General features: G+C 54.5%; 23 protein-coding genes. 11 read left to right on the top strand and 12 right to left on the bottom strand.

The genetic code is table 11. The annotated features are described in order from the left end of the window. Positions 1 to 8 precede the first annotated feature (8 nt). The 6 genes from L103DPR2_RS06240 to L103DPR2_RS06215 are packed head-to-tail and all read left to right on the top strand — an operon-like array spanning position 9 to position 6,955. Positions 9 to 2,384, top strand: coding sequence for a xanthine dehydrogenase family protein molybdopterin-binding subunit (locus L103DPR2_RS06240; RefSeq protein WP_055360239.1), 2,376 nt, complete (start codon positions 9 to 11; stop codon positions 2,382 to 2,384). 22 nt (positions 2,385 to 2,406) lie between these two features. Continuing rightward, positions 2,407 to 3,198 carry an FAD binding domain-containing protein gene (locus tag L103DPR2_RS06235; protein WP_055360238.1) on the top strand — a complete coding sequence of 264 codons (792 nt, stop codon included), beginning with the start codon at positions 2,407 to 2,409 and terminating at the stop codon, positions 3,196 to 3,198. After that, a complete protein-coding gene (locus tag L103DPR2_RS06230) occupies positions 3,195 to 4,115 on the top strand; it encodes an AAA family ATPase (RefSeq protein WP_055360237.1) in 921 nt (306 codons plus the stop codon). Before L103DPR2_RS06235 ends, L103DPR2_RS06230 begins: the two co-directional genes overlap by 4 nt. A gap of 12 nt (positions 4,116 to 4,127) precedes the next feature. After that, positions 4,128 to 5,306 (top strand): vWA domain-containing protein, encoded by a 1,179-nt coding sequence (locus L103DPR2_RS06225; RefSeq protein WP_055360236.1) that lies wholly within the window; start codon positions 4,128 to 4,130, stop codon positions 5,304 to 5,306. Between the two features lie 22 nt (positions 5,307 to 5,328). Further along, entirely contained in the window at positions 5,329 to 5,898 is a 570-nt protein-coding gene (locus L103DPR2_RS06220; protein ID WP_055360235.1) for a CoxG family protein, read from the top strand. A 16-nt stretch (positions 5,899 to 5,914) separates the two neighbouring features. Then, on the top strand, positions 5,915 to 6,955 hold the full coding sequence (locus L103DPR2_RS06215; protein ID WP_055360234.1) for an XdhC family protein: 1,041 nt from the start codon (positions 5,915 to 5,917) through the stop codon (positions 6,953 to 6,955). A 1-nt stretch (position 6,956) separates the two neighbouring features. Here L103DPR2_RS06215 and L103DPR2_RS06210 read toward each other — a convergent pair whose 3' ends face one another. The 3 genes from L103DPR2_RS06210 to L103DPR2_RS06200 are packed head-to-tail and all read right to left on the bottom strand — an operon-like array spanning position 6,957 to position 9,243. Beyond that, the gene (locus tag L103DPR2_RS06210) at positions 6,957 to 7,790 is read right to left on the bottom strand and encodes an extracellular solute-binding protein (protein WP_082466737.1); all 834 of its coding nucleotides are present in this window, start codon (positions 7,788 to 7,790) and stop codon (positions 6,957 to 6,959) included. Next, positions 7,787 to 8,509, bottom strand: coding sequence for an energy-coupling factor ABC transporter ATP-binding protein (locus tag L103DPR2_RS06205; protein ID WP_055360233.1), 723 nt, complete (start codon positions 8,507 to 8,509; stop codon positions 7,787 to 7,789). Before L103DPR2_RS06205 ends, L103DPR2_RS06210 begins: the two co-directional genes overlap by 4 nt. Continuing rightward, a complete protein-coding gene (locus tag L103DPR2_RS06200; RefSeq protein WP_055360232.1) occupies positions 8,506 to 9,243 on the bottom strand; it encodes an ABC transporter permease in 738 nt (245 codons plus the stop codon). Before L103DPR2_RS06200 ends, L103DPR2_RS06205 begins: the two co-directional genes overlap by 4 nt. Before the next feature lie 132 nt (positions 9,244 to 9,375). On the opposite strand from L103DPR2_RS06200, the gene L103DPR2_RS06195 reads away from it, so the two are divergent. Together L103DPR2_RS06195 and L103DPR2_RS06190 are read left to right on the top strand one after the other, a co-directional pair. Next, positions 9,376 to 10,509: a substrate-binding domain-containing protein gene (locus tag L103DPR2_RS06195; protein ID WP_108254492.1), complete on the top strand. Its 1,134-nt coding sequence runs from the start codon at positions 9,376 to 9,378 to the stop codon at positions 10,507 to 10,509. A 136-nt stretch (positions 10,510 to 10,645) separates the two neighbouring features. Next, entirely contained in the window at positions 10,646 to 11,725 is a 1,080-nt protein-coding gene (locus L103DPR2_RS06190) for a TRAP transporter substrate-binding protein (protein WP_055360231.1), read from the top strand. A gap of 116 nt (positions 11,726 to 11,841) precedes the next feature. Here the strand turns inward: L103DPR2_RS06190 and L103DPR2_RS06185 are convergent, their stop codons facing one another. The 5 genes from L103DPR2_RS06185 to xseB form a co-directional block, all read right to left on the bottom strand. Continuing rightward, positions 11,842 to 13,563 (bottom strand): TRAP transporter large permease, encoded by a 1,722-nt coding sequence (locus L103DPR2_RS06185; protein ID WP_055360230.1) that lies wholly within the window; start codon positions 13,561 to 13,563, stop codon positions 11,842 to 11,844. Continuing rightward, positions 13,560 to 14,177: a TRAP transporter small permease subunit gene (locus L103DPR2_RS06180; RefSeq protein WP_055360229.1), complete on the bottom strand. Its 618-nt coding sequence runs from the start codon at positions 14,175 to 14,177 to the stop codon at positions 13,560 to 13,562. Before L103DPR2_RS06180 ends, L103DPR2_RS06185 begins: the two co-directional genes overlap by 4 nt. A gap of 72 nt (positions 14,178 to 14,249) precedes the next feature. Beyond that, positions 14,250 to 16,094 carry a 1-deoxy-D-xylulose-5-phosphate synthase gene (gene dxs / locus L103DPR2_RS06175; RefSeq protein WP_055360228.1) on the bottom strand — a complete coding sequence of 615 codons (1,845 nt, stop codon included), beginning with the start codon at positions 16,092 to 16,094 and terminating at the stop codon, positions 14,250 to 14,252. 1 nt (position 16,095) lies between these two features. Continuing rightward, positions 16,096 to 17,043 (bottom strand): polyprenyl synthetase family protein, encoded by a 948-nt coding sequence (locus L103DPR2_RS06170; protein WP_055360227.1) that lies wholly within the window; start codon positions 17,041 to 17,043, stop codon positions 16,096 to 16,098. Beyond that, positions 17,040 to 17,294 (bottom strand): exodeoxyribonuclease VII small subunit, encoded by a 255-nt coding sequence (gene xseB / locus L103DPR2_RS06165; RefSeq protein WP_055360226.1) that lies wholly within the window; start codon positions 17,292 to 17,294, stop codon positions 17,040 to 17,042. Before xseB ends, L103DPR2_RS06170 begins: the two co-directional genes overlap by 4 nt. Before the next feature lie 174 nt (positions 17,295 to 17,468). Here xseB and L103DPR2_RS06160 point away from each other — a divergent pair, with 174 nt between their 5' ends. From L103DPR2_RS06160 to L103DPR2_RS06150, 3 genes are read left to right on the top strand one after another with little or no spacing between them, the layout of a single operon-like run. Then, a complete protein-coding gene (locus L103DPR2_RS06160; RefSeq protein ID WP_055360225.1) occupies positions 17,469 to 18,602 on the top strand; it encodes an aromatic ring-hydroxylating oxygenase subunit alpha in 1,134 nt (377 codons plus the stop codon). A 5-nt stretch (positions 18,603 to 18,607) separates the two neighbouring features. Beyond that, positions 18,608 to 19,495 carry a DMT family transporter gene (locus L103DPR2_RS06155; protein ID WP_055360224.1) on the top strand — a complete coding sequence of 296 codons (888 nt, stop codon included), beginning with the start codon at positions 18,608 to 18,610 and terminating at the stop codon, positions 19,493 to 19,495. Positions 19,496 to 19,514: 19 nt separating this feature from the next. Continuing rightward, on the top strand, positions 19,515 to 20,372 hold the full coding sequence (locus L103DPR2_RS06150) for a sulfurtransferase (protein WP_055360223.1): 858 nt from the start codon (positions 19,515 to 19,517) through the stop codon (positions 20,370 to 20,372). Positions 20,373 to 20,381: 9 nt separating this feature from the next. Here L103DPR2_RS06150 and L103DPR2_RS06145 read toward each other — a convergent pair whose 3' ends face one another. From L103DPR2_RS06145 to L103DPR2_RS06130, 4 genes are all read right to left on the bottom strand, one after another. After that, positions 20,382 to 21,212: a ZIP family metal transporter gene (locus tag L103DPR2_RS06145; RefSeq protein WP_055360222.1), complete on the bottom strand. Its 831-nt coding sequence runs from the start codon at positions 21,210 to 21,212 to the stop codon at positions 20,382 to 20,384. Positions 21,213 to 21,276: 64 nt separating this feature from the next. Then, positions 21,277 to 23,694, bottom strand: coding sequence for a GcvT family protein (locus L103DPR2_RS06140; RefSeq protein WP_055360221.1), 2,418 nt, complete (start codon positions 23,692 to 23,694; stop codon positions 21,277 to 21,279). A gap of 18 nt (positions 23,695 to 23,712) precedes the next feature. Beyond that, positions 23,713 to 24,549 carry an EamA family transporter gene (locus L103DPR2_RS06135; RefSeq protein WP_055360220.1) on the bottom strand — a complete coding sequence of 279 codons (837 nt, stop codon included), beginning with the start codon at positions 24,547 to 24,549 and terminating at the stop codon, positions 23,713 to 23,715. A gap of 7 nt (positions 24,550 to 24,556) precedes the next feature. Continuing rightward, a complete protein-coding gene (locus L103DPR2_RS06130; RefSeq protein WP_055360219.1) occupies positions 24,557 to 25,108 on the bottom strand; it encodes a phosphonate degradation HD-domain oxygenase in 552 nt (183 codons plus the stop codon). Between the last annotated feature and the right edge of the window lie 16 nt (positions 25,109 to 25,124).

The raw sequence follows: 25,124 nt of genomic DNA, 5'->3' as shown, positions 1-25,124 counted from the left end.
AGCTCACCATGGGTGCATCAGATTTCTCCAAACTCCCCCACATCGGTGAAGCCTTGCGTCGCAAGGAAGACTACCGTTTCCTCACGGGCGCTGGCAACTACACCGACGACATTCGCCTCGACAATATGACGCACGCTGTGTTCGTGCGTTCACCGCATGCGCACGCCAATATCAAAAGCATCAACAAAGCAGCAGCTTTGGCAGCACCGGGTGTGGTGGCAGTGCTCGACGGCCCCGATGTGGTCGACGCCAAGATCAATGGCTTGCCCTGCGGCTGGTTGATCACCGACACCAGCGGCAAACCCATGAACGAGCCACCTCACCCCATTCTTGCCAATGGCAAGGTTCGCTACGTGGGCGACCACGTGGCCATGGTGGTGGCCGAAACTTTAGAGCAAGCCAAAAACGCTGCTGAATTGGTCGAAGTGGATTACGACGTGTTGCCCGCTGTGGTCGATGTGCGTCAAGCCAAAACGGCCACAGCCCTGCACGCAGAAGCCCCCAACAACCATTGCTACAACTGGGCCATTGGCGACAAGGCCGCTGTCGACGCAGCCTTTGCCAATGCAGCACACGTGACCAAGCTTGATTTGATCAACAACCGCTTGGCGCCTAACCCCATGGAGCCACGCGCCGCCATTGGCAGCTACAACCGCGCCAGCGACGAGTACACACTGTACGTGTCCAACCAAAATCCGCACGTTGAGCGTCTGCTCATGACCGCGTTTGTGATGGGTTTGCCCGAACACAAAGTGCGTGTGATTGCTCCCGATGTGGGCGGTGGTTTTGGCGCCAAAATTTACTTGTACGCTGAAGATGTGTGTCTCACTTGGGCTTCTAAAAAGCTCAACCGCAACATCAAATGGAACTGCGATCGCTCAGAAGCTTTCTTAAGCGATGCGCACGGCCGTGACCATTCCAGCCACGCCGAATTGGCCATCGACAAAGACGGCAAGTTCTTGGCTTTGCGCGTGCACACCGATGCCAACTTGGGTGCTTACTTGTCCACGTTCTCAACAGCGGTGCCTACGATTCTTTACGCCACTTTGTTGGCTGGCCAATACGCCACACCTCAAGTCTATGTCGAAGTGGATGCCTGGTTCACCAACACCGCGCCAGTCGATGCTTACCGCGGGGCAGGTCGTCCAGAAGCCACTTACCTGCTAGAGCGCATTGTGTCTCGCGCAGCTTTCGAGTTGGGCATGACGCAAGACGCCATTCGCAGCAAGAACTTCATCACACAGTTCCCGTACCAAACGCCAGTGGCTTTGCAGTACGACACGGGCGATTTCCATGCCCTTATGAACCACGCCAACAAGCTGGGCGACTTAGCGGGCTTCCCTGCCCGTAAAGCGGCCAGTGCTGCCAAAGGCTTGCTCCGCGGCATTGGTTACTCCAGCTACATCGAGGCTTGCGGACTAGCCCCCAGCAATGTGGCAGGTGCTTTGGGCGCTCGCGCTGGCTTGTTTGAGTGCGGTGAAGTTCGCGTTCACCCCACAGGCAGCGTCACGGTGTTCACAGGCTCACACAGCCATGGCCAAGGTCACGAAACTACCTTTGCACAGGTGGTGGCTGCGCGCTTGGGCATTCCGGTTGAAAACGTTGACATCGTTCACGGCGACACCGGCCGCGTGCCTTTCGGCATGGGCACTTACGGCTCACGTTCTATTTCTGTAGGTGGTGCTGCACTGATGCGCGCCCTCGACAAAATTGAAGCCAAGGCCAAGAAAATTGCAGCCCACCTGATGGAAGCTGGCGATGCCGACATTGACTTTGCCAACGGCGAATTCAGCGTGAAAGGCACCGATAAAAAGATTCCGTTTGGTACTGTCGCCCTCACAGCCTATGTGCCCCACAACTACCCCTTAGACAAGTTGGAGCCAGGCTTGAACGAAACTGCGTTCTACGACCCCACCAACTTCACATTCCCTGCAGGCACTTACATCTGCGAAGTGGAAATTGATCCTCAAACTGGCGTCACCAAAGTGGACAAGTTCACAGCCGTGGACGACTTCGGCACCATCATCAACCCGATGATTGTGGAAGGCCAAGTGCATGGCGGTTTGGTGCAAGGCATTGGCCAAGCCCTCATGGAAAACTGCGTGTACGACAAAGAAACCGGTCAACTCTTGACGGGCTCTTTCATGGACTACCCCATGCCACGCGCCGACGATTTCCCCGAGTTCGCCATCGGTCACGAGTGCACCCCCTGCACCACCAATCCTTTGGGCACCAAGGGTTGTGGTGAAGCGGGCGCCATTGGCTCTCCCCCTGCTGTGATCAATGCCGTGCTGGACGCACTGGCACCCCTTGGCGTCAAAGACTTTGACATGCCTGCCACACCACACCGCGTGTGGGAAGCCATTCAAGCCGCCAAGCATTAATTAGATATTCGGAGAACACACCATGTACGCATTCAAATACGAAAGACCCACAGCCTTGGCTGATGCGCAAAAAGCGGCGCAAGCAGGCGGTCAAGTTTTGGCCGGTGGTCAAACCATGATCGCTGCGATGAAGCAACGCCTGCAGCAACCCGAAACCTTGATTGACTTGGCTGCCATCAGCGGTTTGGCCGGCGTCAAAAAAGACGGCAACAACATCGTGATTGGCGCCATGACGCGTCACCAAGACGTGGCCGACAACGCAGACGTCAAGCAGCACATTCCTGGCTTGGCCGCATTGGCCAACAACATTGGCGACAAGCAAGTGCGCGCCATGGGTACCATTGGTGGCTCTGTGGCCAACAACGACCCAGCAGCCTGCTACCCCAGCGCTTTGCTGGCTTTGGGCGCCACAGTCAATACCGACAAGCGTGCCATCAAGGCTGACGACTTTTTCCAAGGCCTGTACACCACCGCTTTGGAAGCGGGCGAAATCATCACTTCCGTGAGTTTCCCCATTCCCACTAAAGCGGCGTACGCCAAATTCAACCAACCGGCCTCACGCTTTGCGTTGGTGGGCGTGTTTGTGGCCCAGACAGCGGCAGGTGCGCGCGTGGCCATTACTGGCGCAGGCAATGGCGTGTTCCGTCACGCAGGGCTTGAAGCAGCTTTAAGCAAAAGCTTCACACCCGAAGCAGTGGCTGGTGTCGCGGTAGACTCTACAGATCTCAATGCCGACCTGCACGCTTCAAAGGCCTATCGCGCTCACCTGATCACCGTGCAAACCCAAAGGGCGGTGAAACAGGCGAACGGATGACCGCAAAAGACACTTTCAAAACCATCGACGAACTTGCCCAGGCCTTAGAAGGCGTGGGCTATTTCGCGGAACGGCGGCTCATCACCGCCGTTTTTTTGAGCCTCAAATTAGAGCGCCCTCTTTTGTTGGAGGGTGAACCTGGTGTGGGCAAAACCGAACTGGCCAAAGCCTTGGCCAAAGTTCTTGGCCGACCGCTGATCAGACTGCAATGCTACGACGGCATGGAACAACGCGAAGCTTTGTATGAATGGAATCATGCAGCGCAGTTGTTGCACATGCGCGCAGCGGCCACGCACGCTGGGGGATCAGCCACGCCCCAAGACATTGAGCGCGAGGTTTACCAAAAACGCTTCTTGGTCAAGCGCCCTTTGCTCGAAGCCTTGCAAACCGAAGTGCCTGGCGCCCTGCTGTTGATCGATGAAGTGGACCGCACCGACGAACCCTTCGAAGCGTTCTTGCTGGAGTATTTGGGTGAGTACCAGGTCAGCATTCCAGAACTGGGCTCCATCCAAGCCGAAGTGGCACCGGTCACCATCCTCACCAGCAACCGCACACGCGATTTGAACGATGCCGTGAAGCGACGCTGCTTGTATCACTGGATGGATTACCCCGATCGCGAGCGCGAGTTGGCCGTGGTGCGTTCACAAGTGCCTCAGGCCAGCGCGCAGTTGACTGAACAAGTCGCTGAGTTTGTAGGTCGCCTTCGCAGCCAGCCCTTTGCCAGTGCCTTTCAGCGCGCTCCCGGCATTGCCGAAAGCGTGGAGTGGGCCAAAGCCCTGGTCGCCTTGGACACCTTGACGCTCGACCCTGAAGTGGTTCAAGACACCGTCGGTATTTTGTTCAAGCAGCGCGAGGACATTGCAGCCATCACGCCTTTGCTTGACGATTTGTTGGCCCCTGCCCCTACCGTCCTTTAAGAATTTTTGACCATGTTGTTGGGCGACGCACGCACTGGCAAACTCAGTGACAACATCACGGGTTTTGCAAGGGCCTTGCGCAGAGCAGGCTTGCCCATCGATGCGTCGCGCATCAGCTTGGCCATTGAATCGACTCAGCTGGTTGGCATTGAACGCAAAGGTGATTTGTCTGCCGCCCTTCAAGCCTGCTTGGTCAGCCGACAAGAGGACCTGGTGGTGTTTGAACAAATGTTCTCTGCATTTTTCAGAGACCCCGAACTCACGCGCCAATTGCTGTCGCAGTTGCTGCCCAAAGCGCCTACCGCTACACCCGGTGTGCCTCGCAAGTCGCGCGTGCAAGAAGCGCTGGCCGCCAAAAACAAACACAACGATCCCGTCAAACCCAAAGAAGATGAGCTGAAGTTTGACGCTGCCATGAGCGCCAGCGATCGTGAGCGTTTGCAACAAGCCGACTTTCAAAGCCTGAGCGCCAGCGAATTCAACTTGGTCGAGAAATTAGCGCGACGCGTCAAGTTGCCCCTGCCCCAAATTCAAGGTCGCCGAACCCGTGCTGGCGGTCGTGGCGAACGCATGCATTGGGCCAAAACCATGCAAATGGCCGCGCGCCAAGATGGCGATGTTTTGCGTCTGCCCCGCATGCAACGCAAACCCCAAGCCCTGCCCTTGCTCATCTTGGTCGACATTTCGGGCTCGATGGAACGCTACGCCCGTTTGCTGCTGGCCTTTTTGCACCAAGCCACCCGAGGCACGCCGCGTCAAGTGTTCGCGTTTGGCACAGGCCTGACTGACCTCAACCCCGCCTTCAAACTGCGCGACACCGACGACATGCTGGCCTTGGCCAGCCATCAAATTAAAGACTTTGCGGGTGGCACTCAGTTGGGCCAATCGCTGGTGCAATTTCGCAAACAGCATGCCAAAAAACTCACAGGCAGGCGAACGGTGGTGTTGTTAATCAGCGATGGCTTGGACACGGGCACTGCGGAAGCGCTAGACTCAGAGCTTGTTTGGCTCAAGCGTCACACACGCTCTTTGCTTTGGCTCAACCCTTTGCTGCGTTTTGAGGGCTATGCGCCCATCGCAACAGGTGCAAGCGTGTTGAATCGCCATGTGAACGGCATGTTGGCCATCCACAATTTATCGCGCTTAGAAGAACTGGCCAGTGCCTTGTCTAAGCTCTTGAAATCACATTAAGAATCACTAGGAGACTCACCTCATGGACATGCAAGGACAACGCGTTTTGCACGTGACACAAGCACAAGCCTGGGATGCATTGAACGATCCCGCCATTTTGAAATCATGCATTCCCGGTTGTGACAAATTTGAATTGACCGAACCCAACGTTTACAACGTGGGCGTCGCCATCAAAATTGGCCCTGTGTCCGCCAAATTCACAGGCAAGGTCACACTGTCTGACATTCAAGCGCCTAACGCGTATGCCCTGAACTTCGAAGCACAAGGCGGCGTGGCAGGCTTTGGCAAAGGCGAGTCCAAGGTGTCTTTGCATCCCCATGCCGAAGGGTGCGAGCTGCAATACACCGTTCACTCCACAGTCGGTGGAAAGTTGGCGCAATTGGGCCAACGCCTGATTGATGGTGCGGCCAAATCCTTGGCTGAGGATTTCTTCAAACGCTTTGACGAGGCCTTGCAGGCCAAGTACCCCCAAGCAGAAGGCGCAACGGCATCGCCCGAACCCGCAGCCACACCCGCCTCTGGCAGTGTCCCCACTTGGATTTGGCTTGCACTGGCCGTAGCGGCCGGTGCTGTTTGGACCTTGATTCGCTGAAGCACTTCAAATCATCATGGAAAACTTAGACATTGTGGTTTTGCGAACCCTCAAAGCTTGGCGCGATGCTGGGCAGCGAGCCATGCTCACCACCGTGGTCAGAACTTGGGGCTCTTCACCTCGCCCTGTAGGCTCCATCATGGCCTTGTGTGAAACCGGCGCCGTGGTGGGTTCGGTATCGGGTGGTTGCATTGAAGACGATCTGATTGCGCAGTACAGCAAAGCCAACGCCATTACCGACAGTGCGCCTGTGCGCTTGAAATACGGCATCAGCGCCGATGAAGCACACCGTTTTGGATTGCCATGCGGTGGCACCCTCGAGTTGTTATTGGAGTTCAACCCCGATGCCGCCCGCTTGACGGAGTTGATCGACATGTTGGCTCGCGGTCAACTGACCCAACGATGTACGGATCTGCAGACTGGGCTAGTCACGCTGATCGCCAGCGATGCACCCAGCGAATTGCACATCGACGAACACCAGCTCATCAACACCTTTGGCCCCGAATACCGCATGCTGCTCATCGGTGCCGGTCAGATGACCGAGTACTTGGCCACCATGGCCCTCTTCAATGGCTTTGCAGTGACCGTGTGCGATCCGCGCGAAGAATATCGCGGTGCATGGTCCGTGGCTGGCGTCACAGTGAAGCACGACATGCCCGATGACTTGGTAGGCAGCTTCAAGCCCGACCGCCGAAGCTGTGTGATTGCCTTGACGCACGACCCCAAACTAGATGACTTGGCTTTGTTGGCGGCCTTGGAAACAGATGCGTTTTACATTGGCGCCATTGGCTCACGCCGCAACAACTTGCTGCGCCAGCAACGCATGATCGAGCATTTTGATCAAACGGAAGAATCCCTGGCCAGACTGCGCGGCCCCATTGGCATTTACATTGGCAGCAAAACACCCGCTGAGATTGCGGTCAGCATCATGGCCGAAGTGTTGGCCGTTAAAAATGGCGTGCCCTTGCCGCGCGACATGGATGTAGCGCATGCCAAAAACACGCACGAAGGACCGCCCATCGATCCTTCGGTACCTGTTTGCTTTACAGGCAGGTAAATTACTTGTTGGCGTTGGGGAAAAACACCGACTCACCGCCAATTTTGTAGGCTGCAATGGCTGCCTGACCATTGCTTGAAATCACCCAGTCCACAAACTTTTGCGCATCGGCTTGTTTCACGTGCGGGTGCTTGGCGGGATTGACCACCATCACACCGTATTGGTTGAACAACTTGGCATCGCCTTCCACCAAGATTTTCAAGTCAGCGCGGTTTTTGAAGTTCAACCACGTCCCGCGGTCTGTGAGCACATAGGCGCCAGTGGACGCACCCATGTTCAAAGCCGGCCCCATGCCGCAACCGCATTCTTTGTAACCACCGCCCTTTTTATCGGCCATTGAAGCTTGGCTCCAAAAGCGTAACTCTGCAGCGTGCGTGCCACTTTTGTCACCGCGCGAAATGAAGGCGGCATTGCTGCTCGAGATTTTCTTCAAAGCGGCCACGATGTCATTGCCTTTGACATTGGCGGGATCGGCTTGCGGACCCACCACCACAAAGTCGTTGTACATCACCGGAAAACGTTTGATGCCAAATCCTTCAGCAACGAATTTTTCTTCTGCTGGCAGGTCGTGCACAAACACCACGTCGGCATCGCCCCGGCGCGCCATGTCCAAAGCCTGGCCTGTGCCCAAGGCCACCACCTTGATGTCAATGCCCGTGGCTTTTTTGAACTCGGGCAAAAGGTGACTGAACAAGCCCGATTGTTCAGTGGACGTTGTGGAGGACATCACAATCGATTGCGCTGTGCTGTGGACGCTCAGTGCACCCAAGGCCAAACCCAAAAACAGGGAACGTACCCATGGCTTTTGCAGCAACGAAGTGAGGGCCTTTCTCATGAAGTCTCTCCTTGAAGAAATAAATATGCTTGATAGCTGTGTTGTTTCAAACACTCGGCATTGAAAAAATCTGCTGTGGGCAAATCCGCCAAGATGCGGCCTTGTTCGATGTAAATCACCCGACTCGCCCAACGCTTGACTTGACCCAAGTTGTGACTTGCAAAAATCAAAGTCATCGGACTTGGTTTGTCCTTGGGCGCAATCATGCGCTGCACCAGGGCTTCAATTTCTCGTTTAGCAGGTGGATCCAAGCTGGCTGTCGGTTCGTCCAAGAAAAGCAATTCGGGCGCTTTGGCCCAAGCTCTGGCCAAGGCCAAACGCTGCTGCTGACCGCCCGACAAGGTGGCCGCGTTTTGCAACTTCACACCGGACAAACCCACCACAGACAAAGCATCCAGCGCACGCGCTTTGGCTTGATGCCAAGGCAAACCCAAACTGCGATCTAACCACAAGCCCAAGGCCACATTGCTCCAACTGCTCATGCGCAACATGTGAGGTCTTTGGAACAGCATGGCTTGACGGCATGTCGCCAATTGCAACTTGCCCTCCGTGACTTGATGCAAGCCATTCAAAACGCGCAGCAACGTACTTTTGCCTGACCCGTTGGCGCCAATCAGCGCCACATGCTCACCCGCATCAATGCGCAAACTCACATCGCTAAGGGCTTGCACATGGCCGAGTTTCAGGCTCACATGCTGAATTGCAATTAGGGAAGTCATGCCACCCACCCTCGCAAGCTGGTGGGCATGGACGCTTGATGGCGGTCTTGCCAATGCCTGAACAGCGACAGCAGCATGTTCAAACAGCCCACAATGGCCAACAGCACCATGCCAAGCGCCAAGGCCAATGGCAAATCACCTTTGCTGGTTTCAAGCGCAATGGCTGTCGTCATCACACGCGTGAAGCCTTCGATGTTGCCACCCACAATCATCACCGCGCCCACCTCTGAAATAGCGCGTCCAAAACAAGCCACCACCACGGTGAGCAATGCAAAGCGCTCGTTCCAAGCCAACAACACACAGCGCACCAAATGACCGGCCCCTAAAGACCGCCATTGCTCGCCATGCGCTGTGTCCACGTCTTCGACCACTTGCCTGCTAAGCGCTGCAGCCACGGGCACCACCAGCACGACTTGCGCCAGCACCATCGCTTTGAAACTGAACAACCAACCTAAAAAACCCAAAGGGCCTGTGCGCGACAGCAACAGGTAAATGACCAGCCCCACCACCACCGATGGCAGTGCCAGAAATGTGTTCAGCACGGTAAGGACAACCGCCCTGCCTGAAAAGCGCGACACCCCCAAAAAAGCCCCCACAGCGATGCCGATGGCGCAGCCAATGACGCAGGCTACCGCACTCACGCCAAGCGACCTGCCCGCAATGGCCCAAAGTGCTGGATCCAAGGAGGTGATGAGTTGAAACGCAGTCAAGGCGCTGTCTGAAAAAGTATTCATAAAATTAAAACTTGCGCCGATGCTAGCCGTTTTAAATAACCTGAACTAGGCGGGTGTTCAGCTATGAAGTGAGATGCATAAGCACGCCGACACGTCAATCGAACCTCGGTCTAAATGAGGCACACTTAAGCCGTGCGAAAAATTGAACTTTCTTACAGTTGGGGGCCTGAAGATGCGCCCCCCTTAGCGGCCGATGCTTTAAAACCAAGGCAGCAAGCATTGCTCCGCAACCCGCTCATGGACTTGCTCCAAGCTGTTCGCGAACAAGGCTCCATTGCGGCAGCGGCAAAATCGCTCAACCTGTCTTACCGTCATGTTTGGGGCGAGTTGAAAAAATGGGAGCAACGTCTGAACCAAAACTTGATCGTTTGGGAAAAAGGCATGCCTGCCGAATTATCAGAATTTGCGAGTAAATTGCTGTGGGCCGAAAGACAAGCCCAGGCCAGATTGGCGGCCCCCATTGAATCTCTGATGGCAGAGATCGAGAGAACCTTTGCTGTCGCTTTTGACCCTCAAGCTCACTTGCTCACCCTCTATGCCAGTTATGACGATGCGTTGGTTAGTTTGCGCGAGTCCACAGCTCAACAAGCTTTACACCTGGACATTCGGTTTTGCGGCAGCGTGGATGCCATTCGAGCCTTGAACGAAGGTCGCTGCGAAATTGCTGGATTTCACACCCTGTCACAGCCCAACGACAAAAGCCTTTCCGCAATCACCTACAAGCCCCTTCTCAAACCGGGTCACCACAAATTGATAGGCTTTGCCAAACGCACCCAGGGCTTGCTGGTCAGGACGGGAAATCCTTTGAACATCCAATCCCTGGCGGATGTTGTGAACGGCAGGTTTCGCTACGTTAACCGCGGACTGGGGACGGGAACAAGACTGCTGCTGGATGAGTTGCTCAAAAATCAAAACATTCAAGCTGACCAACTGAAAGGCTACCAGCGACAAGAACTCTCTCACAACGCGGTTGCAACTTGCGTGGCCTCCGGTCAAGCCGATGCGGGTTTGGCCATAGAAAGCGCGGCACTGGCCGCCGGCCTAGACTTCATTCCCTTGGTGACTGAAAACTATTGGCTGGCCTGCCTCAAGAGCGCCTTAGACTCACCCCCTGTAGCAGCGCTAAGACAGCATTTGACCGATCAGCGGTGGCAAACCACCTTGCAGGCAATGCCCGGCTATCAAACCAATCAATCGGGCAATGTGCACTCCTTGCGAAATGAGTTGCCCTGGTGGAACTTAAAACCCCGAAAAACAGTCGCTTGATCCTTGATCTAGCGCAGGGAAAACCCGCGCCAAAGCGCGATTTAAATTTCCTACAATAGCGATCATGACTGTAACCAGTCTTCAGTGTCGCTCAGGCGTCCTGAATTCATCAACCTAGACTTCCGGAGTGAACCCCATGGATCGTCGTTCCCTTATTAAAAATGCCGGTATTGCTGGCGTCTTGGCCGCTGGTGTAGCCCCAGCGGTTCACGCTCAAGCCACATTGCGCTGGCGCATTGCTTCTAGCTTCCCCAAATCACTCGACACATTGTTTGGTGTTTGCGACGTGTTTGCCAAAAAAGTTGGCGAATTGTCTGGCGGCAAGTTCACTATCACCACTCACGCTGCTGGCGAATTGATGCCTGCATTCGGCGTGCTCGACGGCGTGTCCAACGGCACCGTTGAAATGGCCAACACTGCGCCTTACTACTTCTTCGGCAAAGATCCCACATACGCTTTGGATTGCGCCATTCCTTTCGGCCTCAACAGCCGTCAAATGACTGCTTGGATGTACGAAGGCAATGGCTTGAAGCTGTTCCGTGAGTTCTACGCCAAAGTGGGCATCGTGAACTTCCCAATGGGCAACACAGGCGTGCAAATGGGCGGCTGGTATCGCAAAGAGATCAAATCTTTGGCCGACATGAAAGGCCTGAAATTCCGCGTCGGCGGTTTCGGCGGCAAAGTGCTGGAACCCCTGGGCGTTGTGCCCCAAAACATTCCTGGTGGCGAGATTTATCAATCCCTGGAAAAAGGCACCATCGACGCAGCCGAGTGGGTTGGCCCTTATGACGACCTCAAATTGGGTCTGAACAAAGTGGCTCCCAACTACTACTTCCCCGGTTTCTGGGAAGTGGGTCCACAGTTGGCCTTGTACGTCAACCAAAAGGCCTACGAAGGTTTGTCTAGCGAATACAAAGCCATTGTTGAGTGCGCTGCAGCTTATGCCCACACCGACATGCAAGCCAAGTACGACTACAAAAACCCAGCGGCTCTCAAGACACTCATTGGTCAAGGCGCCAAATTGCGCGCATTCCCCAAAGACGTGATGGACGCTGCCTTCAAGTCTTCGCAAGAAGTTTACGCAGACCTGAACAACACCAACCCAGCCTGGAAGAAAATCTACGCTGACTACTCTAACTTCCGTCGTGAAGCCAACCAGTGGTTCAGCTTGGCTGAGTCCAACATGAACAACTTCATGGAACGCCAAAAGCTGTAATACACAGCCAAGGCTCTGGGGACTTTCAAGGTCCCCAACAAAAAACCCGCCTAGGCGGGTTTTTTGTTGCTTGTGAATCCAACACCTCTTAGGGAGAGGTGCTGTGATTCAGAAGATCAAGGCTTCTTAGCTTGGTCTTCTTTCATGGACTCCATTAAGGCTTTTACAGGATCCACTTCCTGGCCGGGGGTCTCGTTTTTAGCTGCATCCGCATCATCGGTTGCAGTGTCAGCACGCATTTGCATGAGCACGGCCTCGGCGTCCACTGTAGGCTCTTTGGACAAACCACTGGAGACCAAACCAGGGAAGGCAATGATCAAGCCCACCATGATCACTTGAATGACCACAAAGGGAACTGCGCCCCAATAGATGTCTTCGATGGTGACTTTCTTGATGGTTTTCTTGGTCACGCGGTCAATGTAGTCTTCCACAGGTGCCACGCTTCGGAGATAGAACAAGGCAAATCCGAAGGGAGGGTGCATGAAGGACGTCTGCATGTTCACAGCCAACAACACACCAAACCATACCAAGTCAATGCCCAGTTTCTCAGCGACAGGGCCAATGAGTGGGATGATGATGAAGGCCAATTCAAAGAAGTCTAAGAAGAAGGCCAAGATGAACACCAAAATGTTCACCACAATGAGGAAGCCCAACTGACCGCCTGGCAAGCCAGACAACAGATGCTCCACCCAAATGGGACCATCCACACCTTGGAAAGCCAAGCTGAACACGGTGGCACCAATCAGGATGAACAACACGAAGCAAGACAGCTTCATGGTGGAGTCCATGGCTTGACGGATGAGTTTCATGTCAATGCGGTTACGCGCCAAGGCCATGACCAAAGCACCAACAGCACCCATCGCACCGCCTTCAGTGGGGGTTGCAATGCCCAAGAAGATGGTTCCCAGAACCAAGAAAATAAGGGCCAAAGGAGGAATCAACACAAAGGTCACACGCTCGGCCATGTTGGACAAGAGGCCCAACTTGGTGATTTTATTGACCAAGGATGCAATGAAGGCAAAGCCAACACCAACGCACATGGACACCACGATGGTTTCATCCGTGGGGGTTGTATCTGGCAACCACTTGGCAAAACCAACTGCAATTGCAACAGAAACAATTGTCAAGATGGACAATGAACGCAAGCCGGAAGTGCCGTCATCTTCTTTGATGGTTCGCGCCTCCAAGGGCAAGGCTGGCACCCACTGTGGACGCATAAAGCTGATCATCAAAATGTAGCCCACATACAAACCTGTGAGTACAAAACCTGGAATGAATGCGCCCTTGTACAGGTCGCCCACACTCTTGCCCAACTGGTCGGCCAACACGATCAGCACCAAGGAAGGCGGAATGATCTGTGCCAAGGTACCCGAGGCGGCAATCACACCACCCGCCACGCGGCGGTCATAGCCGTAGCGCAACATGATGGGCAGCGAAATTAGGCCCATGGAAATCACAGAAGCTGCCACCACACCGGTGGTGGCAGCCAACATGGCACCCACCAAAATAACGGCGTAGGCCAAGCCTCCACGGATGGGGCCGAACAACTGACCAATGGTGTCAAGCAGGTCTTCCGCCATGCCAGAGCGTTCCAAGATCAATCCCATGAAGGTAAAGAACGGAATGGCCAACAAGGTGTCGTTTTGCATGATGCCGAACATGCGAAGCGGCAAGCTTTGCAAGAAGGTGGCTTGAATAACGCCCAACTCCACACCGACAAAACCAAAGAACAGACCGCAAGCGGCCAAAGAGAATGTGACTGCGTAGCCGAACATCAAAAACAAGATGAGCGACACGAACATGATAGGCGCCATGTTGGCGATCAAGAACTCGGTCATTTTTGGGCTCCCATTTGTGCAGCTTCACGGGCAGCAACTTCTTTTTGCAACAAGAACTCTGCGAATTCTTCTTCAGGTGTTTTGGCACCTTGTTTTTTACTGGGATCGGGAATCATGCCCTGCAAGAACGCCACGCGCTTGATGAGTTCGGAAATGGCCTGAATGCCCAATAACAACAAGCCCAAAGGCAACAAAGCAAACACAGGCCAGCGAATCAGGCCGCCGGCATTGGAAGACATTTCGTTGCTGACGTAGGCATTGATGACCAAAGGCATGGCCAACTTAATGATGTAAAAAACAAAGGGCAGCAAGAAAAAAGTGATGCCGACAATGTCAATCCAGATTTGGGTGCGTTTAGAAAAACGTCCCGACACAACGTCAATCTTGACGTGCTCTTGTCGGAGCAAGGTGTACCCCGCAGCCAACATGAACACAGCAGCAAACAAGTACCACTGAATTTCAAGAAAAGCGTTGGAGCTGGTGTTGAAAGCTTTGCGAACGACCGCATTGCCAGCGCTGATGAGCACGGCTGCCAAAACCAACCAAGCCACCCAACGACCCACCCACTCACTGAATTTGTCTATCCGTTTGGACAGCGCTAACAGGGATTCCATAAAGACTCCAGGAAAAGTAACAACCGCTGATTGTAAAAAAAAATTGAAGCGCCGAGCGAAGGGGTTTACCCTTCAGACTGATTGGGGCCATTTTTTCGCGATGGCAGCCTCGATGCCAGCCGCATCCAGCCCTTGCAAAGCCATTAACTTTGCTGGGTCACCATGCTCAATGAACTCGTCAGAAAGCCCCAAGTTCAAGACAGGTTTTAGAACATCCGCTTTTTGAAGTGCCTCACAGACCGCACTTCCAGCCCCACCCATCACGCTGGCGTCCTCAACGGTCACAATGCGATCGTGGCCAGCAGTGATTCGCAAGACCATTTCAAGGTCCAAGGGCTTGGCCCACCGCATGTTGACCACCGTGGCATTGAGCTTCTCGGCAACCTGCAACGCGGGATACAGAAGCGTTCCAAAGGCCAAGATACAAAGGCTTTGACCTTCTCGTCTGATCTCTGCCTTGCCAAATTCAAGTGTTTTCAAGTCTTGACCTGCATCCATTCCGACACCTGCACCCCGCGGATACCGCACTGCCACCGGGTGATTTTGAGCATAAGCGGTGCTGAGCAACAAACGGCATTCACGCTCATCACTGGGACATGCCACCGACATGTTGGGAATGCAACGCAAATAGGCAATGTCGTAAGCACCGGCGTGCGTCGCGCCATCAGCGCCCACCAAACCAGCACGGTCCAGGGCAAAGACCACGGGCAAGTTTTGCAATGCCACGTCGTGGATCAATTGGTCGTAGCCACGTTGCAAAAAGGTGGAGTAAATGGCCACCACTGGTTTTAAACCTTCGCAGGCCAAGCCGGCTGCAAACGTCACGGCATGCTGTTCGGCAATGCCCACATCGTAATAACGGTCGGGAAAGCGCTTGTGAAACTCCACCATGCCCGAGCCTTCACGCATTGCGGGCGTGATGCCCACCAAACGCGTATCTTGGGCGGCCATGTCACAAAGCCACTGGCCAAAAATGTGCATGAAAGCAGGCTTGGGGGCCGTCGCTGCGGGCACCAAACCCACCTTGGGATCGAACTTGCCAGGACCGTGATAGTTCACGGGGTCGTCCTCAGCCAGCTTGTAGCCCTGCCCTTTTTTGGTAATCACGTGCAGGAACTGCGGGCCCTTCAGTTGCTTGATGTTTTCCAGCGTGGGAATGAGCGAGTCCAAATCATGGCCATCGATGGGGCCAATGTAGTTGAAACCAAATTGCTCAAACATCGTGGCTGGAACCACCATGCCTTTGGCATGTTGTTCAAAGCGCTTGGCCAATTCAAACAGGGGCGGCGCGCTCTTTAAAACGTTCTTGCCCATGTTCTTGGCCGTTGAATAAAAACGACCACTCATCAGTTGTGCCAAGTAGCGATTCAGCGCCCCAACCGGTGGGCTGATGGACATGTCGTTGTCATTCAAGATCACCAACAATTTGCAATCTTCAATGCCCGCGTTGTTCATGGCTTCAAAGGCCATGCCCGCTGTCATGGCGCCATCGCCAATGACCGCAATCGCATGGCGTGACTCGCCCTTTTGGCGTGCCGCAATGGCCATGCCCAAGGCTGCAGAAATACTGGTCGAAGAGTGCGCTGTGCCAAAGGTGTCGTACTCGCTTTCGTCGCGACGCGGAAAGCCTGACAAGCCGCCCAGCTGGCGCAATGTCGGCATGCGTTCACGACGGCCCGTCAAAATTTTGTGCGGATACGTTTGATGACCGACGTCCCACACGATGCGATCTTCAGGAGTGTTGAAGACGTAGTGCAAAGCGACGGTCAGTTCCACCGTGCCCAAATTGGAGCTCAGGTGCCCGCCGGTTTTAGACACGTTGTCCAAAACACATTGACGCACTTCGTCGGCCAAGCGCGGCAAATCACTGCGCTGCAGTTTTCGCAGATCGGCAGGTGAATGAATCGATTCAAGCATGTTAATTTTTCCGTTCCACCACTTGGCTGGCCAAGGCGCGCAAAGCGGCTGTGGCTGTGGCGTTCAAACCGCTGGCAGTCAATGCGGCCAGCGATTCAGCATGAAGTTGTTCTGCCAGTTCTTGCGCTTTGGCAAGACCTAGCAAAGACACATAAGTGGGTTTGTCGGCCGCGGCATCTTTGCCAGCAGTTTTGCCCAAGGTGGCCGAGTCTGAGGTGACATCCAAAATGTCGTCAACCACCTGAAAAGCCAGACCCAAGCATTGGGCGTATTGCGACAATGCGTCCATCACCAAGGTGCTGGGCTTGCCCGCACAGACGGCACCCATTTGCACGCTGCACAACAACAAGGCGCCGGTTTTGAGGCGATGCATTTGGCGCAGTTGCGCTTCGGTCAAGGGCAATCCAACGCTGGCCAAGTCAATGGCTTGGCCGCCTGCCATGCCTTGGTAGCCCGCAGCTCGGGCCAACAAGCCAACTTGCAAAGCCTGAACTTCCAACTCGGTGCTGCCATCCAATGGCGTGAGGTATTCAAAAGCCAAGGCTTGCAAGCCATCACCCACCAACAAGGCCTGCGCCTCACCGTATTTCACATGAACCGTGGGCTTGCCGCGGCGCAACACATCGTTGTCCATGCAAGGCATGTCATCGTGAACCAAGGAATACGCATGAATCAATTCAATGGCGCATGCAGCACGCAATGCGGCAATGGCGGCAGGCTGATCAGACACACTGGCGGCTTCTAAGTCCACACCAATGGCTTCTGCTGCAGCCAAAACCAGCAAGGGGCGCAAACGTTTGCCGCCGTCCAAAACGGCATAGCGCATGGCTTCACCCAAACCAGCGGGGGAATGCCCATCAATGCCTTGTTTGAGTTGCTGCTCGACTTGCGCCAGTCGGGCTTCCGACCAAGCTTTGAAATTGAAGTTGCCAGAAAAAGAGTCGCTCATACGCCGTCCCAAGGTTTCAAACTGCCCTCATCTAAAACGCTGATTTGGGTTTCGATGGCGGCCAAACGTTCGCGGCAATAGGCCAGCAAAGTTGCGCCTCTTTGGTAATGCGTCAGCAGCTGATCCAAAGGCAATTGACCGGATTCGAGTTTGGCCAACAACTGCTCCAGCTCTTGAACCGCCTCTTCGTAGCTTTCAGGAACGGCCTGATCGGCCTGCGCTTTGGCTGGGGTAGGAGTGGCTTTGGGCATGGCTGAATTAGATCTAAAGAAGGGCATTTTAGGGCGACTTCACCCCGAAATTGCTGACCTGAGGGTACAATTCCCCTTCTTCGCGGGCTTCGGTCCGTTTTTTTCGCGGTCAGCCCTCAAGGCCCCGCATTGTCCCTGCCCCTTCATAGGGGGAGTCTCTAGGTCAGGTCACCCATGTCTGATTTAAGTCTTCAACTGCAGCAGGCCGCAAGCCAACTACCAGTTTCAAGCTACTTTGATGACGCGCTGTTTCAGCGCGAGCTGAAAAGCATTTTTCAGCAAGGCCCCAAGTACGTGGGTCATCAACTGTCCGTTCCCGAAATCGGGGACTACCATGCCCTGCCCCAAGAGGCCGGTGGCCGTGCCTTGGTTCGGTCCGAGCGCGGCGTCGAATTGATCTCCAACATTTGCAGGCACCGCCAAGCGGTCATGCTGCAAGGACGTGGTTCACTTCATACCCAACAAAAAGGCAGCGCGGGTGGCAACATTGTTTGCCCACTTCACCGTTGGACTTATGCACCTTCTGGCAACTTGCTGGGTGCCCCACACTTTGCCCAAGACCCTTGCCTGAACCTTCAAAACTACCCACTCCAAGAATGGAATGGCTTGCTCTTTGAAGGCAATGGCCGCGATGTGACCGCCGATTTGGCCGGCATGGGCCCTCGCGCCGCCCTTGACTTCACGGGCTTCAAACTCGATCACGTTGAGATGCACGAGTGCAACTACAACTGGAAAACCTTCATCGAGGTTTACCTCGAGGACTATCACGTCGAGCCCTTCCATCCTGGCTTGGGCAATTTCGTGACCTGTGACGACCTCAATTGGCAATTCCAAAAAGAGTTTTCGGTGCAAACGGTTGGAATCGCTAACCGTTTGGGAAAAGCAGGCAGCCCGGTCTACAAACGCTGGCAAGAGCAACTCATGCAATACCGCCAAGGTGCCGTTCCCGAATTCGGCGCCATCTGGCTCACCTACTACCCCCACATCATGGTGGAGTGGTATCCGCATGTTTTGACGGTGTCCACACTGCACCCCATCAGCCCCGAAAAAACGCTGAACATGGTGGAGTTTTACTACCCCGAAGAAATCGTTGCCTTTGAGCGTGAGTTTGTAGAAGCACAGCAAGCCGCGTACATGGAAACATGCATTGAGGACGATGAAATTGGCGAACGCATGGACGCCGGTCGCAAAGCCTTGTTGAAACGAGGCGACAACGAAGTGGGCCCCTATCAAAGTCCCATGGAAGATGGCATGCAACATTTCCACGAGTGGTACCGACGAAAAATGGGCGACGCCCTTACCGACTGAAGCGCATGCAAGCACTCTGGATGGTTCTGGCCTCGCTGTTTTTCTCAACCATGAGTGTTTGCGTGAAGTTTGCAGCCACGCATTTCAACACCTTTGAATTGGTTTGCTACCGCGGTGCCATTGGCACCTTGATCATGGCGGTCATCTGCAAGCGCAAAGGCATGTCACTCAAAACCCCCGTGCCCAAAATGCACCTCTGGCGCTCCGTGGTCGGCGTCACGTCCTTGGCTGCATGGTTTTATGCCATTGCCTATTTGCCCTTGGCCACCGCCATGACGCTCAACTACATGAGCGGTGTCTGGGTGGCGGCATTTTTGGTGGGCAGCACCATTTGGGCAGGGTCCTTGCAAAACGCCAAACAACAAATTCCAGTGGCCCTCACCGTGATGGTGGGTTTTGTCGGTGTGGTGATGATTTTGCGTCCCACCTTTGAACAAAATCAGTGGCTGGCAGGCTTGATTGGCGTGTCCTCTGGGGTCATTGCAGCCATGGCTTATTTACAGGTTGCTGCTTTGGGCCGCGAAGGTGAACCCGTCGAGCGCACTGTGTTTTACTTTTCCTTGGGCGCCACAGTCTCAGGCGCTGTGTGCATGCTCTTTACCGGCACCAGCGAGTGGGTGTGGCCACAAGCGTGGTTGCTTTTGCCGATGGGCATTTTGGCGGCTTTAGGTCAATGGTGCATGACCCGCGCCTACAACGACGGCGCCACCATGGTGGTGGCCAATCTGCAATATTCGGGCATCGTCTTTTCAGCCTTGTTTGGCATGTTTTTGTTTGGCGATCAAATCCCCCTCATTGGATGGGCCGGCATCATTGTCATCGTGCTGAGCGCCATCGCCGCAACGGCATTGCGATCACGCAGTGCCGTTGCCTTGCCCGTTGAAGACCACTGATATTGAAAGGATGCATTCGATGTACACCACCCTCATTTCCGTCCAACAACTCAAAGAACTTCAAGCCTCTGGACAAGCCTTCATGGTGTTCGATTGCAGTTGCGATTTGATGAAGCCTGAAATGGCCGACGTGATGTTTGCAACAGTGCGCATTCAAGGTGCGCGCCAAGCGCATTTAGATCGCAACCTGAGCACACATGGCCCCACAGCCGTCAACGGCGGCCGCCATCCCCTGCCTTCACGCGAAACATTTGCGGCGTGGCTTGGCAGTTTAGGGTTCACCAACGAGATGCAAGCTGTGGTCTACGACCGCAACGGTGCAAACTATTGCGGCCGTTTGTGGTGGATGCTGAAATGGCTAGGCCATGATGCCGTGGCGGTGCTCGACGGCGGATTGCAAGCTTGGCAAGCCGTGGGCGGCGCTGTCGATTCTGGCGCTGCTTTACCTGCGCAAGCTTCATCTAAGTTTGCCTTGAAACCCGCGCTGCGCGAATGGGTCAGCACCGCCGACCTGGCACCCCAAGTGGGTCATGCCAATCTCACCATCATCGATGCGCGGGGTGCTGCACGCTATCGCGGCGAAATGGAACCCATCGACCCTGTGGCGGGCCACATCCCTGGTGCGCTGAACCGCCCCTTCAATGAAAACCTCACCGCTGAAGGTTTTTTCAAATCACCGCAAGTGCTGCGCGCAGAATTTGAAACACTCTTGGCGGGTCGCGACGCGTCAACGGTGGTGCATCACTGCGGCAGTGGCGTCAGTACGGTGCCCAATATTTTGGCCATGGAGTTGGCGGGCTTGGGTGTGACCCGTTTGTACCCAGGCAGCTGGAGTGAATGGTGCAACACACCTGGCCTGCCCTGCGCCAAGTCTTGAAATTGCCAGTCAGTGCAGGCTTGAAGCGTGGGCCAGCATGCTCACGCCACTCACCAAAGCCATGCCAGACACCAACCACACAATTTGTGCGGCCGTCTCGCGAGAGCTCAGGCGCTTTTGAAGTTGTGGAATCAGGTCGGCCAGCGCCACATAGATGAAACTGCTGCTTGCAATGGCCAGCATGTAAGGCAAGATGCCATGCAACTGGTCTAGCAAGACGTAGCCTGCCACGCCGCCCAATGCCGTGATTGCACCTGCCAGCGTCACTTTCAAAATGGCTGTTTGACGGCTGCGGGAACCTTCGTTCAACACCACCAAATCGCCCATGTGGTGCGGCACTTCGTGCGCCAGCACGGCCAAGGCAGCCACAACACCCAAGCGCAAATCGACCATAAAGGCCGAAGCAATCAAGACGCCATCGCCAAAGCAATGGACGCTGTCGCCAGCCAAAATGGCCCAACCACCAGCCATTGGTTTGGCATGCGTGTCATGATTGTGTGAAGCGTCGGCTGCATGGTCGTGATCATCGTCATGATGATGGCCATGGTGCGCATCGCCATGGTGGTGTTCATGACCGTGATGCCACAACTCGGCTTTGTCGAGCAAGAAGAAAAAGAGCAAACCAAACAGCAGCGTGACAAACAGGTTGTGGGGTTCAACGCCAGCCTCGAAGGCTTCGGGCAACAGGTGCAAAAAGGCTGTGGCGAGCAAAGCGCCTGCAGCCAAACTGAGCATGTGCTGCGTGTAGCGGCTCACAATGCCAAAGCTGAGCCACGCCGCAAGCCACACACTGCCAATGCCAGCGGCCAAGGTGCCCAACAAAATCGCCAATAAAGTCATTCAAATTCCTACGCCCAAACATCCACAGGGGCACAGGTCAAATTATGCCTGCCCGCAACAGGCTTTAGTTGGCTTCATGAATCACCACATCAATGGGGACACCCCACAACTCGGCTTGCGCCTGCAATTGGTCAATGGGTTGGCGGGCCCAATCACCTCGGATGTAACCCAAAGCCACCATGGCCCCAGCTTCATAGCCCCAACCTGCTGAGGTAATTTCACCGACAAACTTCCCCTTCACGTTCAGGGGCTCACCACCCCATAAGTAATGTTCAGGTGATTTGGCGACGATCTTCACCAACTTCTTGTCCAAAGTTGAGTTTCCTTGTGTTTTGCGTGCAAGCAATGCTTGCTTGCCTTTGAAATCAGACATCTTGTCCAATTTGACGCCGGCCCACAAGCCAGCTTCAAAAGGCGTTTCATCAGGACCCATTTCCGCGCCCCAGGCCCTTCGCTGCCTTTCGATGCGCAACGCATCGAGGGCGTAATAACCCGCGTCACGCAAACCCAAATCGACACCTGCGCCTTGCAAGGTCAAATAAACGTGGCGCGTCATTTCAACAGGGACGTACAACTCATAACCCGGTCCGCCCACATAACTCATGCGCGCTGCGCGAACTTTGGCATGGCCCACATCCACTTCGCGTGTGTGTGCAAAAGGCAAGCTGGCTGGCGACAAATCGTCGGGGCACACACGCGCCATCAAGGCGGTCGAGTTGGGCCCCATCAAAGACAGCACGCAATACTGCGCCGACACATCATTGATGTAGACGCGCATGTCCTGTGTGACGTGGCGTTGCAGCCAATCCAAATCACGCGTGGTTTGCCCTGAACCTGTGACAACCATGAACCGGTCGGTGGTCAAACGAATCACTGTCAGATCGCTTTCAAAACCACCCCGATCGTTCAGCAAAGGGGTGTAAACCATTTTGCCGATGGCAACATCCATGTCGTTGGCACACATGTGCTGCAAGAAACTCAAAGCATCAGGGCCTTGCACCCATAACTTGGAGAAGGAGCTCTGATCGTAGAGTGCCACAGCTTCCCGTGTGGCCCTCTGCTCAGCTTGCATCCATGGCAACCAATCTGGCGTGTCCAACGTATCGCGTGCTGGTGCAGCGCCTGCAGGACGGAAATAGTTCACACGTTCCCAACCATTCTTGCTGCCAAATACAGCACCTTTTGCCGCCAAAATGTCATAAAGAGGCGAACAACGCAAAGGCCGAACTGTCTCTAACTCTTGGCGCGGCCAACGCATCGCGTAATGCAGCCCCAAAGTTTCTGCCGTTCTTTCAGACAATGCTTTTCGGTTGCCTGTGAACGGACCAAACCGCCTTACATCCACATCCCACAAGTCAACACTGGGCTCGCCGCCCACAATCCATTCAGCCATCAAACGTCCTGCACCGCCTGAGTTGGCAATGCCCGCAGAGTTGAAGCCAGCGCACACAAAATAATTGCGTACTTCAGGCGCTTCGCCCAAAATGAAATTGCCATCGGGCGTGAAGCTCTCTGGGCCATTTAGCAACATTTTGACCTTGGCTGTTTCCAGACAAGGTGTTCGCTGAATGGCGTTTTCCATCAAGATTTGAAACTGATCCCAGTCTTCACCCAACAGTTCAAATTGGAAAGTGGAAGGAATGGGGTGCACGTTCCAAGGCTTGGCCACAGGCTCAAAGCCACCCATGACCAAGCCCCCCACTTCTTCTTTGTAATAAATGTAGCCATCGGGGTCGCGCACCACCGGCCACATCGGGTGAATGCCTTCAATTTTGTCGGTGACGATGTAGAAATGTTCGGCGGAATACAAGGGCACGTTGACGCCTGCCAGTTGCCCAAATTGACGTGCCCACTGGCCAGCGCAATTCACCAAGAAGTCACACTGAATATCGCCTTGTTTGGTTTTGACACCTTTGACTTGTCCGTTGTGCAAATCAACACCCGTCACTTCAATGTCTTCAAAAATCTTCACACCCTTTAGGCGCGCACCCTTGGCCAAAGACATGCAAAGGTCAGCGGGATTGGCCTTGCCATCGCCAGGAATCCAAATGCCGCCCACCAAATCATCGGTGCGTAACAAAGGCGCACGCTCTCCCACTTCATGTGGCGTGATTTCGTGCACTTCAACTCCAAAGCTACGGGCCAATGCAATTTGCTTGCGCAACACTTTCATGCGCTCAGGGGTACGGGCCACGTTGACACTGCCACATTGCTTCCAGCCTGTGGCCAAGCCTGTTTCCGCTTCTAAAGTTGAGTAAAGGTCAATGCCGTATTTACTCATTCGGGTCATGTTGCGGTTCGGCCGCATTTGCCCCACCAGACCGGCAGCATGCCAGGTCGTGCCACTGGTCAACTTGCCTTGCTCCAACAAAACCACATCGGTTTGGCCCAACTTGGCCAGGTGGTAAGCCACCGAGCATCCGGCAATACCACCGCCCACAATCACAATTTTGGCTTGCGTAGGAAACTCTTGTGTTGCCATGATGAAATCCTGATTGAATTAACCTAAACGAAGCGCAGCCACCCCAGACAAGATGGCTACAGTGCCGACAACCCTCTGCCGTGTCCAAACCTCATTCAAGAACCACGCCCCAATGAGGGCTGCAAAAAATACAGAGGTTTCGCGCAACGCTGCCACCATGGCAACCGGCGCAACCGTCATGGCCCATAGGGCAATGGCGTACGAGCCAATCGATGCGCATGCGCCGCCCATGGCCACCGGCCAGCGAGTTCGCACATACGGCCAAACTTGGCCCTTGCGTTGCATGAAGACCAAGGCAGCAAAGGGCCAACCATCCAGCACAAACAACATGCAGATGTATTGCGCAACATGGCCCGAGTTGCGCGCACCTTTGGCATCGATCACGGTGTAGATGGCAATCAAGACGGCGTTGCTGAGCGCAAACACAATGGCCTTGCGATGCGACCACCAAGCCCTCGTAAAGCCCAACATCAACACGCCACCACAAATGCAGGCAACGCCCATCCATGCCAAGGGAGACAAGGCTTCATCTATCAAAGCAAAAGATGCAATGGCCACCAACATGGGTGCGGTGCCTCGCATCAAGGGATAGGTCAACCCCAAATCACCATGTTTGTAGGCCCCAGCCAATGCAAAGTAGTAACCCACATGCACCACCAAAGAACCCAAGATATAAGGCCAGGATTCAGGCGACGGTGGGCCTACATACAAACACACAGGGAGTGCCAAAATGGAGCAAAGCACATGGATCAGGGCTGTGTCCAAGGTTTTGTCAGTGCTGGATTTCACCAGTGCATTCCAACTTGCGTGCAGCAATGCACCCAACAACACCAAAAACAAAACAGACCAGGTCATGTCCGGCTTAGGCTTTTAAAGCGCAGCGTCTTGCAATCTGCATGTAATGTGAAAGTCCTGGTGTTTGAAGCGCAGGTTGCTTGGCCAAGTCGTCCCACAAACGCAAGCGCACAGCATCAGGCGCACCTGGCTCCGAAATGAACTTGTCTGCTTCTTCTTTTGAAAAGATACCGCCTTGCAACTTCAAACTGCGCTGAGAATCCTCTGACAAAGCATCGTGATATTCCGGTCGCGTCGCACACAGATAACGTTTGGCATCGACGTGCCGCTGAATGGCATCAATGACCGCATCTGAAAACAAGCCGCGTAAAAATGGCACCACACGGTACTGATGCACATCATCGACGCCATGCATGCTGGGGGTGTCGCCCAAGTCGTGCAACAAATGGCCCAAGTCGTGTAAAAAAGCTGCTGTCACCAACTCATCACTGGCGCCCTCTTGTTCGCCCAAATAAGCTGACTGCAATGCATGCTGCAACATGGTGACAGGTTCGCCGGTGTATTGCTCATGGCCCTTCTGTTCAAACAATTTTTCAATGTCATTTAAGCTTAAAGCCATGTGCGTCTCAACAAAT

This window comes from Limnohabitans sp. 103DPR2 (genome assembly GCF_001412575.1).
Classification (GTDB): Bacteria; Pseudomonadota; Gammaproteobacteria; order Burkholderiales; family Burkholderiaceae_C; genus Limnohabitans_A.
The sequence above is the reverse complement of the archived record's forward strand: the minus strand, read 5'-3'. Positions and strand labels throughout refer to the sequence as shown.